Genomic DNA, 15,510 nt, shown 5'->3' with positions numbered 1-15,510 from the left:
CAGGACTTTGCGTCACTCAATTCCACTTCATTTCCTGCTCGGCCAGCAGTTTCTTAATGGCTTTCGCGGCTACTACGAAAAGTTCAGGTTGGCTGAGCCCCGCAAGCTTTCCGGTTGCTTGCAGGTGCGGTTCCAAAGACATAAATCCGGAATATCCCGTCTGTTTCAATTGCTGGAGAAGCAGACGCAGCTGCCCGTCCCCCTCGCCGGCAGGAACCACTGAACCATTGTCCATCCGTGCGTCCTTCACATGAATATAAGAAATGTAGCCGGCGAGCAGCGGGTATGCCTCAGACATGGGGTGTACCCTGCATTGCACGAAATTTGCGGGATCAAAAGCCGCTCTCATGCCGGGCGACGAGACGGCCTCCAAAATGTCCTTGCAGCGTTCTCCGGTATCGCCGTAAATGTGGCTTTCATTCTCATGCAGCAGTACGATTCCGGCATCATTCGCCAGCTGAACGAGCCGCTTCATTCGACGGAATACTTCCTCTCGAAATCTTTCATGTTCTCCCTCCGGAATATAAAAGGAAAAGATGCGGACAAACTTGGCTTCAAAAAACGCTGCCAATCGTATGGCGTGCTCAGCCTTCGTAAAATGCGGATCAAAGTCATCGGTGATCTTGATTTTTCCCAGTGGAGAGCCGATCGCGGAGACGCCGAATCCCCGCCGGATCAGCCGTTCTTTAATCTTCACCGTTTCCTCTTCGGTTAAATTCAATACATTTTTCCCCCAGACTCCCCGCAGCTCCAGATAACGAATATTTTCCGATTCGAGGACATCCAGCTGTTCTTCCAAATCCGATGAAATCTCATCTGCGAATCCCGTTAATGTTATCATAATAAATCCCCCTTCATTTGCTGAACTGAAATACTTCATCATGGTTGAGTCATACAATCTCGATTTTCTCTTGAAATTTCTGGAGCGAAATCTATGATTAGCTTAAAGGAGGCGGTGTACTTGGAAATTGAGCATCATCCTCATCTTGTTCCGAATATCTTTCTGTTCATCGACCGTAGATGCTTTCCCGAGTGGACGATCCAAAAAGCGAAAATCGGCTTCCACGATCTAACGTTTGTGGTTGAAGGCATGGCGAATTACTATATTAATGGAGAGAAATTCACAGTAGAAGCAGGTGACATGATCTACGTCCCCGGGGGAAGCATCAGGGAAGCCCATACGTTCAAGGAGTCCCTCATGCATTCGTATCCGTTCAACTTTTTTTGGGCCGAACCGTATAATCATATCCATCTCCCGTTTAAAGGCGTCACCAAGAAAGTGATCACCAAGGAGATTCTGGGGTATATTCGTGAATTCAACCATGTTTGGATGAGCAAGCAGCCGTTTTACCACATCCAGGCACGCGCTTTGTTCGAGCTTATCCTCCACCGCCTGCTCACCAACTATTACCGGAAAGCGCCCATGCCGATCGATCCGCGGATCAAGAAATTAACCGAATACATTTCAGAGCATTACTCGGAAAATCTCTCGATCGCCGAATTAGCGGAATGGCTGCATCTGAGCCCCGTCTATTTGGGAAGGTTATTTAAGCAGAATACCGGTACGACACTCAAGGAGTACATCAAACGCATTCGCATCAACAATGCCGAAATGATGCTGTCATCCGGTGACTTTACCGTGAAGAACGCGGCGGAAATGTGCGGGATTGACGATATTTACTATTTCAGCAAGCTGTTCAAGGAGATGAAGGGCTATCCTCCATCTGCTGCAAGGAAGCAAGCAGGGCAGTAGCACCTCCTTGAATAAGGAGTCCCCACTTCGGATATTTTTCTTCGTGGGGACGGTACATATCACCGCTACTTTTTCCAAACCTCATCAATCGAAGCCTGGAACGGCTCTTTGTATTTTCCAATGACCGTGGAAACGGAATTTCCGTCAATAATGTCTCCGACCAGCTCGTAGTAAGGCATGGAAGGATACCCGTCTTTGCCGTCGACGACATTGATGCTTTCCCCTGCCATTTTTGCATTGTTGATGTCGTCTTCGTTCTTGAATAACGTTTCGAGCGAAGCTTGTTTCGGGTAGTCGTAGATGGACTCGATATCGTTGATTTTTTCATAAATGTAAACCAATTGCTCGGGATGTTCGACCGCCTTCGGGATCGTCAAGTAATTCGGAATCGTAAGATGGGAGTGGTACTCTGTAGCGCTGGGCCCTTTAGGGAAGGGCAGGAAGCCTATATCCAAATCAGGCATATCCTTTTTGAATCCATCCATTTCATAATCGCTCCCGGCATACATCAGTGTGTTCCCTTGACGGAAAAATTGGCCGGGTTCGGTCCAATCACCGCCTTCGGTCGGTCTGGCGATGTTTTCCGTTGCGAGCTGGGATATGAAGTTTAAGGTTTCTTTCGTTTTCGGGTCCTCCAGATTTTGCTTATCTCCCGACACGATATTTGCGTCGTTGGCCGCCAGAGCCTGAACTAAAATGGAAGCGGAAGCGAGCCCCCAGGTGTCCAGCTTACCGTCATTATTCGTATCTTTGTTCGCCTCTTTGGCTGCTTGGATGAAGGTCTCCCAATTCCAGTTGTCTTCGTTGACGTATTCCTGCAGCGGCTTGACGCCCAGCTTCTCCATCAAGGTTCGATTATAGAAAATACCTGATGAAGCACCATTGATGCCTGCCCTGAACCCGTAGCCCCTGCCCTCAAACTGCGAATAATCGTTCGTGTACTGCTGAATAAATACGTTCTGATTTTTTGTGAATTCGTCAACCGGGGAGAATAAATCCTGCTTCACGAGCGTTGGAATCATCCAAGGTCTGGCCATGCGGATGATGTCGCCGAGCGGCTCTCCCGCGAGCAGCGATGACGTCACTTTATTCACGTACTCGCCATAGTCGATCGTGACGTATTCCATTTTAAAGTTATGCTTCTTCATGAGTTCGTCCAGGTTCTGCTTCTTTTTAATATTGTCCGGATTATCTTCCTTGATCGATTCGTCGTACCAAGATACCCATTTGATCGTCCGGCCACCCATGTCGAAATTCATTTCCGAAGTACCGCTTTCTTCTTTTTCGTCCGGCTTCGCGGGTGTATTCGTGCTTTCTTCAGCGGCATTTCCGCCGCTTGAATCCGTGTTGGATACGCCTCCTCCGGAACCGCTGCTGCAAGAGGCCATCAGGATCAGAATCAAACACCAAACCAGCACCATTGACTTACGCTTCCTCATAAAATACCCCCCTTTGGATTTCGCTGTCTCCATAGGACAGCGCTTTCAAAACATGAGCTTGCACGCGTATGCCTCCATGATGACCGAAAGAATCGGTTCCGATGCCGGTGGTTCCTGATGAACTGCAAGCACACGGATCATGTTAAATGGATTTCCGGCAAACCACCATAGATAATCTAAATGGCATTTGTAAGTTTTAAACATCATTTCGGAAACGGAATATGCGCTGAAATTTTAAATTCTATAATCTTCAAAAAAAAGAAACCTATCCGTAAAGGAAAGGTTTCTTCCTGATCCATGATGCTAAACTCGAAACAGCAGCTGCGAGAAATGGTACAGATCGTTTTTCCAAACCGGCCAATCGTGACCGCCGCTTTCCTCGTACCAGACATGAGGAACGCCGTGCTCTGACAAATACGAGTGCGTCCGGTCACTGATATGCTTCAGGTCATCCTGGTCTCCGCAGGATAGCCAGAGCAGTCTAAGCAGATTGGCTGCCTCTTCAGGATTCGGTACGAGCAGCTCGGGGACCTTGGTATTCGGGGCCGGAGAAAAAGCTCCTACCCAGGCAAAGCGGTCGAGATGATTCAATCCGATATTCAGCGCCTGCCCTCCGCCCATGGACAAGCCGGCGATACTATAATTCTCTCTGCCTGTGAATACCGGGTATTTCGATTCAATAAAAGGAATCAGATCGTGAAGCAAATCGAACTCGAAGGTCTCGAAGGCCTTCACCTTGTCGGGATCGAATATGTCTCCTTCCGCCCTGTCGTTCGGCATCGCACGGCCATTAGGGAGTACGACGATCATGGGCTCGAGCTTGCCGTCGGCGTAAAGATTATCGAGCACGACCTGTATATTGCCGTGATTCTTCCATTCGGCTTCATCCCCGCCTATTCCGTGCAGGAGAAAGAGCACATTATACTTGTGTTGTTCTGAGTACCCGGGTGGGGTGTATATGAACGTTTTGCGGTCACAGCCGACAGTTTCTGAATCATATTCCACAAGTTCGATTTGTCCGCGGCTGATATGTTCCCTATATTGGTCAAAGCCCGTTGGCGCTGTTTCTATCAATTTCGTTTCCTCCCCTGTTATGGACTCACATGATTAAATAGAACTGTACCAAGTACAAACAAGCTTTACAGCACGTAACCAAACCCAAGAATAGTAAACCGTTTATGTTCGCTGTCCGCCGCCATACGGATCTCGACGGTATGCTGCCCTGATTCCGGCTCATCGTACAAAATAACCGCGCTGCAGTGCGTCCAGTTCACTTCATGCGGATCAGCGGTCAGCTTGTGCTTTCCGTCCACCCAAATCTCCGCGGATCCGAAATCGCTGCTTCCCGAGTCTTTAAATACGAGAATGAGACGCTTGCTCCTGATGGTCATTGTAAAATGGCCCTCTCCCGATCCGGCTGTATGCATCCAGTTATGAGGAAACTGGGGCGTGCCATAATCGTGATCGTCCATTTCCGCGAGCTGCAGATCGGTATCGGTCTCCTGAAAACCACCGGTATCGATCTGAGCGATACGGTCACCGTTCTGGCGATCCAGCAGCCGGGTCTGGACGTAATCGTTGCCGATCAACGGCGGTTTATCGGTCAGGACATCCTCCTCGTCAGGAGCAGACTGGTCCGTGACTTCGAACAGCCAGTCCAGGCAATCCGCCATGATCTGATGGCCGCTATTCGTCGGATGATAGATATCGTAGAAAAACTGCCTTTTGGAGATCACGCCTCCTTGGTCCCTGGCCAAACTGAACTGCTCGACGACGGCATCCTTTATGCTGACCATGGGAAGGTCGTAGTGCCACCCGACCGGAGCCAGCCGATCCTGAAGATTCCAGTCGTTCAGGAACACGCTGAACAGCAAGATCACCGCAGGCCGGCTATCGCCGCCAAGCGCCTTGAGCACCAAGCTTTCGTAGCAATTGCCCCGCGTCTCGTCGCCGGCGTCATTGACGGCAAACTCCACGACCACGATATCCGGATTCTCCGTACCGTCCCGGAGCACATCCCGATCATAACGTACGATCCCCAGCTCTGACGGCGTCCCGCCTACTCCCGCTTTGATCAGACGGATCGGACTGCCTTCGGAGGAGGCGAACCGCTTCCTAAAAAGATCGTACGACCTATAGGCGTAACAATTTGCAGGAAGCGGGATAGCTCCAGCTCCATGGGTGATGGAGCCGCCGATGTAGGCGATGGTGACCGGCTCCCCTCTCTTCGCTTTTTCGATGGCCGCTTTCAATCTCTTGTTGTTGCCTCGATTCAAAAGAGATTTGGCGATCATGTCACGGTAGGACTGCCCTTCAAAGTCAACCGGAGGATCGATCATGCCTTCGGCAGCTTGATCATCTTCACGCCGGTTCTCCGGGTCCCGCGGGGCCGCAGGGCCGCGAGCTTCGTCCGTGGATGCAGCTGGATGGTCTGTCATGGGAAATCCCCTTTTCATTGTGATTAGGAATTTGCGTTTCGATTTATCAAATTTCATTATCCCTGCAGCGGACGGATAAACTCAATCCGCATCTCTTTACATACCCACCCGATGTTTACTGCTTACGGGGCAGAAATACCTAACCGATCTCCCGGTTGATGCCGCTTTCTGTAAGCTACAGGTTTGAGAGCCGTCCGCTTCTCGAATTCTCTTAAAAAATGGTGATAGTGGACATAACCGAGATCCTCTGCGATCACCCGCACCGTTTCTTCGGTGTCACACAATCTTCTTTTGGCTTCGGCAATCCGCAGATCGTGGATGTATTCCAGAATGCCGACACCGTTCTTTTTGATAAACGCCTGCCCCAAATATACCGGATTGATAAAAAATCGTTCCGCGATCTTCTTGATCGTCAGATTCTGATGGAAATTCTCTTGCAAATAACGCTCGATTTGCACCAAGGGATGCTCGGAATTCATTTCTTTGTAGTGCTTGACGGTACCCATGCATAATTCTAAAAACGTGTGCAGCGACTGCTTTAACGCAGCAACGGAACCCGGCTTCGTTTTTAAAAAATGGAACACATCCCGCCATAAATCCGTGGTCCCGCCGAATTCCCTGAGCAGCTCGATACTTTTCATGACGATCTGAATGCTTGCCATGTACGCCACTTCAGGGGCAGTCTTGTTATCCTTAAATGTGTCGAACAACTGATGGAGCATATCGCAAACTTTCTGCTCCTGTGATCTCTCGACAGCGATGAGCAATTCATCCAGGACAAGGGACGGAGGAAGAACGTAACTCATTTCATGCGAGGAATCGGGGTCACCGTCAATCACCCCTCCCTCCTCCGAACGAAAGAAGTGCTGAAGGGAAGCCTTGGCTGCCCTCATATAAGACTCAGGCAAGTCATGAAGGGTTTGAACCGGAGGACCAACGGACACGGAGCAGTCAAGGCCATGCTTCAGCAGTTCTTCATGCACGCGCCGCGCAAGCTCTAATGGTTCACGGGCACTATCTACGATAAGACCGGCTTGATTGCAGTACATATCTACATATAACGCATGCCCGGACTGGGACAGCGACCGGCAAATTTCCGTTCCCTCGCATGTCAGCCCTTCAATGTGGATATACCGCCAGCCGGTGGCTTGCTGATTCATCTGATCCATTAAATGCGCAATATCCCCGTCAATTTCGGTCAGTTCTCCGCGGAGCATTCGGGAAAGGGCGATGGCCAAAACTTGTTTGGAGGTGGCCTTTTCTTGCTCCCTGGTGCGTGATTTGGCGTCAAGTTCACTAACAATCGTCGCAATCATCGCATCCCACTCAGGCTCAATGACCGGTTTAAGCATATAAAATCTCACCCCGTACCGAAGAGCCGTGCGGGCATATTCAAAGTCGCTGTACCCGCTGAGAACGACAAAGATCGGATCATAATGTTCTACGGAACGGACTCGGCGTATCAATTCCAATCCGTCGATCCCCGGCATGCGAATATCGGTGACCACCAAATCCGGCAGCGTGTCCATAATCAGAGACAGGGCATCTTCGCCGTCGTCGCATGCTCCGCAGATTTGAAAACCAAGCCCTTCCCAATCGCTCAACATCTTCAGCCCCTCGAGGGCAATCGCTTCGTCATCCACAAGAAGCACGCTATACATGAATTTCACCTCCCGCTTGTGCATGAACCTGGTTCAACGGGATTTGGATTACGATCGCCGTACGTACATAGGGATCGCTTTCAATGACAAGCTTGGCCTGACCGTCGTAGTACACTTTCAGACGCTTGTACACGTTGCGCAGTCCGATATTTTTTCCGGTGTCATCGTCCGAATGAAGATTGCGGTTGATCCAATCCAGCTTGTCCTTGTTCATGCCGATCCCGTTGTCTTCAACGGTAATGATAAGGTCCTCATAGGACCGACGGATCCCGATCCGGATCAACCGCGCTCCTTTGACCGATTGGAGTCCATGCTTGCAGGAGTTTTCTACGAGCGCTTGGATGCTCATTTTAGGGATCCGGTACTTCATCAGGCCGGGATCAACGTCCAGCTCATAGGCAAACCGGTCCTGGAACCGGAACTTTTCGATCTGGAGGTACATTTCAATGAACATGACCTCCTCTTCAATCGTCACCAGGTCATCTTTCCAGCTTAACAATCTGCGCAGGATCTGGGCCAGATTGCGAATAATATCGGTCACCTGCTCGTACTTGTATTTTTTGCAGATGACCAGCACCGCATTTAATGTATTAAATAAGAAGTGGGGGTCCACCTGGCTTTGCAAATAGTTCAATTCCGCCCTGACCCGTTCCAGCTCCAGATCCTTCTTCTGGATCTCCAGCTTGTAGACGTCGTTAATCAAATTGCGGATTTTTTCGGTCATCATGTTAAAGCTCCGCAGGAGCCCGCCGATTTCGTCTTTTCCTTCGTACATATGAATCGTTTCGAAACGTTCGTAGTTCACAAGTTTCATATGCTTGTACAGCTGCTTTACTCTTAGATTGTAGGAACGCAGAATGACTACAAACAAGATGGCCGGGATCAGCGTGGTGATCAGAGCCAAAATCAGAATAAAACGAAGGATATGACGGAGCTCGCCGCTGATATCTTTCCTTTCGGGCGTTCCGACCAGATTCCAGCCCTGTGTATAATTTGCCGGTCCTAATGGCCTGATAATATCCTTTATCGCTCCATCTCCGGAAGCTCCGCTCTCAACAGAGAGGCTCAACAGTTGACTGTCATCCGCCGCATCATGCGGCTGATCGGATGCCAAAACGATTCTGTTTTTGTCATCGATCAGCTTTAATGTCATATAATCCCGTTCCTTGGCGAACAATTCCTTCAGACTGTCCAATCTCAAATCGATCCGCAAATACTTTGTATGCTTTAATAGTCCGGGGTAATTGTCCATTTTCCGAATGATGCTGATGTATACCTTCTTTTGATTCGGGTACATCGGGTTCGTATCCAAATACGAAGTGAGCAGCACTTTTTCTTTGCTCCCGGCGATTTTTTGATACCACTCGCTGTTCTTATCGCTGTCCTGCAAGACAAAATAGCTGTTGCCGCTTTGAATGGTTGGATTCGTCGTATACACGCCAAGCCATAAAATATAGGAATGCAGGTTACTGTACTGGCGCAGCCGATCTCTTAATACATTGTCGTAATTTTCATAGTACTCATCATAATCCGCATAGTTATAATCCAGCATTTCATTCAACGTCCGGTCCGCAGCTACCGTGTTGCCGATGGCAACGCATTCATTAACCATTTGCATAAAATCGTAGCCCGCCCGCTCTACCGAAATTTGCAGATTTTCCTGTTCACGGGTTTCGGCATTTTTGCTGGTTTGCAAATAGAACAGCGTATTGATGCTGATGATCGGAATAAGCACACCGAGCAGGATGATTAAAAACTTGTATCTTAAAGGGATATCGTCCATGAGAGCTGAGGTCTTCCACTTCACGTTCATGCACCTGTCTCCTGCATCATATTTTCAGCCCTTCTTATAAACCGAAGGGGATATGCCGTTGATGGCTTTAAATTTGGCCGTAAACTGATCGGTATCGGCATAACCGACACGAGCCGCAATCTCGCAGATGTTCAAGTCGGTTCGCCTAAGAAGCTTCATAGCTTCTTCAATCCGCACGGCATGATAATATTCGTTAAAGGAAATGCCGAGTTTCTTCTTGAAGCGCTGTCCCAGATAGGCCGCATTGACATGCAGAACCTCGGCGATATCCTGCAGCTTCAGTTTCTCGGGATAATGATCACGAATGAATTCTACCGCTTTCGATATGTTCTGATCGGTCTGAACCCCATCATCTTCAGCAAACCACTCGGCCGCTTCGCAAAGCTCGGCCAGGGTTTGTTTTTCAAGGTCGCTTTGCATCGTCAACGCCGGTGAGCCGGTAAACCATTTCCTCTCCCAGTCCGCTGTGCTGCCTCCCCTTCCGCCGATTTCATGGAGGAGTTCAACCTTGATATTGGCTGCATAAGCGCTGATCCACGGTTTTGAAGCGTGGTCTCCCGAAATGACGGCGAAAAACTCGCGCACACGACCGGGCAGCTCATCCACCCTGCCTTCCACAACCGCCTTTGTGAGCGATTTCATAAACGCAGAGGGAAGAAGGAGCTGCTGTTCCAGATTCTCCTCCTCATAATAATAAACCTCTTGATGACGGTTATCGAGACGGGAAACCCCAGCGGCAACGGCTTCTTGGAAAACGGTGTTGAGGGAATACGGTCCTCTATGCTCATCGCTCACCGAGAAGGTGACATTCTCCTCATAATCGTTTCTAATGCATCGGATGAACCGGGTAACCAGAAGGGGAGTCAATTCCGGTCCGTCGGGGCCGGATATCAATACGTAGCCGTGCTTGTCCTGCCCGATCACGAAAGGAAGCACGGTAATATGCTCTATTTGCTGTTCGGCCAGACGGCTCAGCCGATCCAGCAGCTGACAGCCGCGAACATTTCCGTGCTCCAAAGCAGCTCCATACACGAGCATGCAGCGGATCCGCGAATCATCGCCGATGGGGAGCTGCCTAACCGCCTGCTCCAGCTCTTGCGGAGCGTATTCTCTTGTAAGAAGCTGCGAGAGCAGTTCTGTTTGGACATAGGCAGTCTCAGCTCTGCGGTACGCATCCGATTTCCGCTCGGACCGGATCTCCGAAGCTATGTTTTTCACGGCCGATTCCAACTCGCCCTCATCCAGGGGCTTGGTCAGGTAGTTGCAAACGCCATATTGAATGGCTGTCTTGGCATATTGAAAATCAGCATATCCGCTTATAATAATAAATTTCGGTTGGAGAGCCCCGCCCTGCACCTGCTTAATCAGCTCTAATCCATCAATGACGGGCATACGAACATCTGTAATGACCAAATCGGGATTGAGACTTTGGATTAGCTGCAAGGCGTCATCCCCATCCATAGCCGTACCACAAATCTCAAAGCCTAGCTCGGTCCAGTCGACCAAAAAACACAGACCTTCCAGCATTAAGGGTTCGTCGTCGGCAAGTAAGACTTTAAGCATTTGGCATCACCGCTCCACCGATTGAATTTGCTTCATCATACACCCATGGAATAGGAGAAACCGTTCCGGCAGGCTGCCGGAACGGTACTGTTCTCGTCTGAAACGATCACACGAAATTTTCTATTCTTTGACACTTCCCAAGTTCAAGCCTACCACAAAGTACCTTTGCAAAAAAGGATAAACGAATAATATCGGCATCGCGGTCACGATCGTAATTGCAGCCTGAATGGACGCCGGCGTTACCATGGCCTGGGTTTGGTTGGTATTTGCCCCTGCCATCATGGACGGATCATTATTTGTGCTCATGGTCGACCCAAGCAGCTTCATCATTTCATACTGGAGCGAACTGAGGTTCTGTTCGGAAGAAGCGTACAGGAACGTGTCGAACCAGGAATTCCAGGAGCCTACGGCGATGAACAAGGCAATGGTCGCAAGGACGGGCGTACACAGCGGAAATACGATCCGCCAGAAAATCCGGAAATCACCGGCTCCGTCAATTTTGGCGGATTCAACCAGGCTTCCCGGGAGCGACCTGATGTACGTTCGGATCACGATCAGGTTAAATGCGCTGACCAAACCCGGCAGAATATAAACCCAGAAGCTGTTCCGCAAACCCAGGTCTTTGATCAAAAAATAGTTGGGAATCAAGCCTGCGTTGAAGTACATCGTCAATATAAACAGCATGCTTATTTTTTTGCGGAAAATATAGTGAGGCTGGGCCAATGTATAAGCCAGCATGGTCGTCAGAAATACGCCGAGCACGGTCGAAATGACGGTACGGGACACAGAAATGAACGCGGCGTGATAGATCGTGCCCGATACGAATACCGCTTTATAATTTTGCAAGGTCCAGGTGTGCGGCCAAACGTACACGCCCCCCTTCAGCGAATCGCTTCCGTCATTAAATGAAATCGCCATCGTATGAAGAAAAGGGTACAGCGTGACAATGACGACAATCAGCATAAACAGCGTATTCAGCGTATGGAAAACGACGGGTTCCAGGCGAAACTGACTCTTGACTTCTGTTTTCATTTCCCCGTCCTCCTCTATACCAATCGTTCTTCGCCAAAACGCTTTGCGATGGAATTCGCAATGAATACGAGTATGACGCTCACGATCGTTTTAAATATGCCTGCAGCCGTGGCAAGGGAATAATTCCCCATCGATATCCCGTACTTCAGCACGAAAATATCAATCGTTTGCGACCAGTCCACGACGAGGCCGTTTCCCAGCAAATACTGAACCTCAAAACCTGCATCCAGGATATGCCCGATATTCATAATGAGCAGGATGATAAAGGTGGACTTGATCCCAGGGAGCGTTACATATCTCATTTTATGAAACCTGCCTGCACCGTCGATGGAAGCGGCTTCGTAAAGGGACGGATCGATCGAGGTAATGGCAGCCAAATAGATGATCGTATTCCAGCCAACCTCTTTCCAAACGTTCGACAGCCCGACGATTCCCCAAAAATAGTGTCCTTTACTCAGCCACATTACGGGCTGATCAATCAGATGCAGCTTCATGAGTACGGTGTTGACGATGCCGTCATCCACAGATAAGGAAGTGGCAACTATGCCTGCCGCGATGACCCATGACAGAAAATGCGGCAGATAGGATATGGTTTGTACCGTCCTTTTAAAGAACCGCACCTTGATTTCGTTCAGCAGCAGTGCCAAGGCAATCGCCGTTACAAAACCCAAAACCAGGTTGATGAAACTCATGGCAATCGTATTTCGCAGCACCCCAAGGAAGGCATCGTCCTGAAACAGAAAACGGAACTGCTGCAGTCCAACCCAATCCTGTTTCCAGAAGGACAAAGCCGGACGATAGTTTTGAAAAGCCATCAGCCATCCCCAGACGGGGACATATGAAAATATGATTAAGTAAATGGCAATTGGAACCGACATGAATATCAGCTGCTTTTGGGCTTTCAGGGTTTTCCAGCTCAGGCTGACGCCAATTTCCGGGTCCACTCTCTTCTTCTTCTTGCTCTTGACCTCCCCGGTCAGCACGATTTCAGACATCTCGTTGTTCCCCTCCCTTATGACATTTCCAATACGGGGCGGGGAATAAATTCCCCGCCCCGTTTGGATTTCTACAGCTCTTACTTGCTGCTCCAGTTCTTAATCCGCCATTGAATTTGTTCATTCATGCGGTCTTCGTAAGCCTTAATATCCAGCTTGTGGATCTGATTCACATAATCCTGCCATACACTATCAAATTCCGAAGGGGAAGCCATAATCGCTTTCGGCAAATATTTTACCGACAGGTCGTTTAATTTGGTGCTGGCCAGTTGAGCGGCCGAGCCGTCCTCCAGAATGATGGTATAAGCCGGGAAATATACCGGGTTCGGGCCGGGCTCCTTGAAAAATTCCGCCCAGGTTTTATGATTGTATGCTTTCAAGATCTCTTGATCATAAGGCTTCAAGCTATCGTAAAATTCCTGCGGCTGGGTTCCGGGATCCGTCGCGTTGCCATCACTGTAAGATCCCTGCATTTTAGGCATGTATCCAAAGAACGAATCTGCCTTGTTCGCTAATTTCCAGGTATTGTTGTCCGCATTTTTCCGCTGCTCCGGAGTCCGGTAGAACGTGCCGTCCTCTTTTACCTCGTAATCTTCTCCCTTGATTCCCCATTGCAGCGTCTTCTGCCAATCCTCTGTCATCAATGCATCCATAAACTTGATAATCCGGACCGGATCTTTGGCTTTTACGGAAATACCGAACCCGCGATTGAGATTCAGCCCCCCGCGATCACGATAGTATTCCTTTGCACCGGGATACATGAGCGGAAAGCCGACGTAAGTGCTTCCAATTTTCCCTTGGGAAATCAGAGAGTTCTCCGCATCCTGAAAGTTCCAATGCTGATCGAACATGCCGATCACTCGTCCGCTGGCGATTTTGGCCAGGTACTGGTCATAGTTCTGCACGAAAGCTTCTTTATCCAGCAAGCCCTGCGCGTTCACTTCATTCAGCTTCTTATAGTAGGTTTTCGCGATATCCTTGTCCGCAAAAATTTGCGCCTTGTTGTTGTCCACGATCACGCCGCCGTCATTAGGATGACCGGATAAATGCTCCGGCGCGTTCTGGAGCGGAAATACCCTCCAGTCAAAGTTCAAGGTTTCAAATCCGATCATATCCGGATGTTTGGCCTTATATTTCGCGATAATATCAAAGTACTCTTCCAGCGTTTTCGGCGTAGGATAGCCCATTTCTTTTAAAACATCCTTTTGCAAATAGAACCCCGGTCCCTGATAGGTCGTATCGTGAACCGAACCGGTGTACACGCCGTAGCTTGGGAGTACATAAATATGTCCGTCCTTCGGATCCTTCATTTGATTCCATACTTCCGCATAATGCTTCTTCAAATTGGGCGCATACTTCTCAATTAAATCTTCCAGCGGAATATAAGCTCCCGCATTGATCAGTTTGTCGTTGCCCGAGATGAGATCCGGGTAGTCGCCGCCTGCGATCATAACGCCCAGCTTCTGTTGCAGATCCCCGACCAAAAATTCCATATTCAGACTGACGCCGGTTTTTTCTTTAATCAATTTATAAATTTTGTTGTCGGCCGTAGGCTGCTGGCCCGGGGCGTCCATAAACACAGACAGGGTAATGGGTTTCGTATCGTCCCCGCTTGATTCAGCCGCCGATCCCCCGCCGCTCGTTTTTCCTGATCCGCTGCAGCCGGATAGCAGCAGTGCCGTAGAAATCATGCCGATACACAAAACGATGAGTGAACGTTTTACCTTTTTGCGCATTTCTTTGTGCCCTCCCCTTTTTCATCTATTGTTACACATTCTCACCCGGTGATAACTAAATTATATCTTGCTAGAAATCGCTTACAATTCACAAACTCAAGATGTTCCCCCTAAAAATATAGTCGCCCAAGGCTTGACACAAACAAGCGCCCCGCGGCGAATTGACGGCAGCCGCGAGGCGCTTGCATACGGTGGATCATCTCATGATCCGTTCACTGAATATATTGACTGATACAAAGGTAGAACTCATAGGGTTTCGTTCATATTTTCCTTGTTATAGTATAGTAGAAACATCATTCCAAGGAGGGATAAGGATGGCCCATATTCATTTTGTTGAGTATAACACGACGCACCCAAGCAACTTTGTGATCGATGTTCCCGTGGGTCATCACTGGCTTCTTGTCATCACCAAGACTCCCGCGCAATTCTGGGTCAATGGTGCGCTGAAGGAATATCCTACACACAGCGTTATCCTCTACCGCCCGCAGCAGAAAGTATATTATCGGGCCTGCGCCGATCAATTCATCAATGACTGGATCCGCTTTGAATCCAATGAACCCTATATTACGGAATCGCCGCTGCCGCTCGGAGTCCCCTTTTCCCTGGATGATCCGGATTACTGCCGCAAGCTGTTTGAACTGTTGACCATCGAACACAACTTTCATCGGGATTACAAGGCTTCGTCCATCGACTGTTTGCTGCGGACGCTGTTCAACAAGCTGCTGGAATCTTATTTTCATGAACCGATTACGCCTCAGTATTATAAGTTGTTGAAGCTTCGAACCGCGATACAGAACGATCCGGGCGATTACTGGACGATTGCGAAAATGGCCGAATATCTCGGAATCAGTCCAGGCTACCTGCAGAGCATCTACAAAAAAACCTTTAAGGTCACCTGCATGGAAGACGTCATCAACAGCCGAATCCGGTTGGCCAAAGAATATTTAATTCACAGCACCCAAAGCATTGCTGAAGTCGCCTCCCGATGCGGGTATCAAAATGTGGAGCACTTCTGCAGACAGTTCAAACAGTTGACAGGCTATTCGCCAAGAAAATTCCAGGCGCATAAACAAGCTTGAT

General features: G+C 49.1%; 12 protein-coding genes. 2 read left to right on the top strand and 10 right to left on the bottom strand.

Annotated elements, in window-relative coordinates; translation table 11 throughout:
* Window positions 1-16: 16 nt before the first annotated feature.
* Window positions 17-841: a sugar phosphate isomerase/epimerase family protein gene (locus C7820_RS20135; protein ID WP_116232500.1), complete on the bottom strand. Its 825-nt coding sequence runs from the start codon at window positions 839-841 to the stop codon at window positions 17-19.
* Between the two features lie 93 nt (window positions 842-934).
* On the opposite strand from C7820_RS20135, the gene C7820_RS20130 reads away from it, so the two are divergent.
* Window positions 935-1,753 (top strand): helix-turn-helix transcriptional regulator, encoded by an 819-nt coding sequence (locus C7820_RS20130; protein ID WP_251673799.1) that lies wholly within the window; start codon window positions 935-937, stop codon window positions 1,751-1,753.
* A 65-nt stretch (window positions 1,754-1,818) separates the two neighbouring features.
* Here C7820_RS20130 and C7820_RS20125 read toward each other — a convergent pair whose 3' ends face one another.
* The 9 genes from C7820_RS20125 to C7820_RS20085 form a co-directional block, all read right to left on the bottom strand.
* A complete protein-coding gene (locus C7820_RS20125) occupies window positions 1,819-3,192 on the bottom strand; it encodes an ABC transporter substrate-binding protein (protein WP_116232499.1) in 1,374 nt (457 codons plus the stop codon).
* 303 nt (window positions 3,193-3,495) lie between these two features.
* Entirely contained in the window at window positions 3,496-4,266 is a 771-nt protein-coding gene (locus C7820_RS20120) for an alpha/beta hydrolase (RefSeq protein WP_105443979.1), read from the bottom strand.
* Window positions 4,267-4,331: 65 nt separating this feature from the next.
* Window positions 4,332-5,630 (bottom strand): SGNH/GDSL hydrolase family protein, encoded by a 1,299-nt coding sequence (locus C7820_RS20115; RefSeq protein WP_309545768.1) that lies wholly within the window; start codon window positions 5,628-5,630, stop codon window positions 4,332-4,334.
* Between the two features lie 122 nt (window positions 5,631-5,752).
* Window positions 5,753-7,291 carry a response regulator gene (locus C7820_RS20110; protein ID WP_181909125.1) on the bottom strand — a complete coding sequence of 513 codons (1,539 nt, stop codon included), beginning with the start codon at window positions 7,289-7,291 and terminating at the stop codon, window positions 5,753-5,755.
* Complete coding sequence (locus tag C7820_RS20105) at window positions 7,284-9,104, bottom strand: sensor histidine kinase (RefSeq protein ID WP_116232496.1); 1,821 nt, start codon at window positions 9,102-9,104, stop codon at window positions 7,284-7,286. The genes C7820_RS20110 and C7820_RS20105 overlap by 8 nt, the downstream gene beginning before the upstream one ends.
* A gap of 24 nt (window positions 9,105-9,128) precedes the next feature.
* Window positions 9,129-10,667, bottom strand: a complete 1,539-nt coding sequence (locus C7820_RS20100; protein WP_116232495.1) for a response regulator transcription factor — start codon at window positions 10,665-10,667, stop codon at window positions 9,129-9,131.
* A gap of 120 nt (window positions 10,668-10,787) precedes the next feature.
* On the bottom strand, window positions 10,788-11,699 hold the full coding sequence (locus C7820_RS20095) for a carbohydrate ABC transporter permease (protein ID WP_076169204.1): 912 nt from the start codon (window positions 11,697-11,699) through the stop codon (window positions 10,788-10,790).
* Window positions 11,700-11,713: 14 nt separating this feature from the next.
* Window positions 11,714-12,694: an ABC transporter permease gene (locus C7820_RS20090; protein ID WP_116232494.1), complete on the bottom strand. Its 981-nt coding sequence runs from the start codon at window positions 12,692-12,694 to the stop codon at window positions 11,714-11,716.
* An 80-nt stretch (window positions 12,695-12,774) separates the two neighbouring features.
* Window positions 12,775-14,430, bottom strand: coding sequence for an ABC transporter substrate-binding protein (locus C7820_RS20085; protein ID WP_116232493.1), 1,656 nt, complete (start codon window positions 14,428-14,430; stop codon window positions 12,775-12,777).
* Window positions 14,431-14,744: 314 nt separating this feature from the next.
* Here C7820_RS20085 and C7820_RS20080 point away from each other — a divergent pair, with 314 nt between their 5' ends.
* A complete protein-coding gene (locus tag C7820_RS20080) occupies window positions 14,745-15,509 on the top strand; it encodes a helix-turn-helix transcriptional regulator (protein WP_116232492.1) in 765 nt (254 codons plus the stop codon).
* Window position 15,510: the final 1 nt, after the last annotated feature.

This window comes from Paenibacillus sp. VMFN-D1 (assembly GCF_003386155.1).
Taxonomy (GTDB): domain Bacteria; phylum Bacillota; class Bacilli; order Paenibacillales; family Paenibacillaceae; genus Paenibacillus_AQ; species Paenibacillus_AQ favisporus.
Note: the sequence above shows the minus strand (reverse complement) of the source record. Positions and strands in the feature narration are given on the sequence as shown.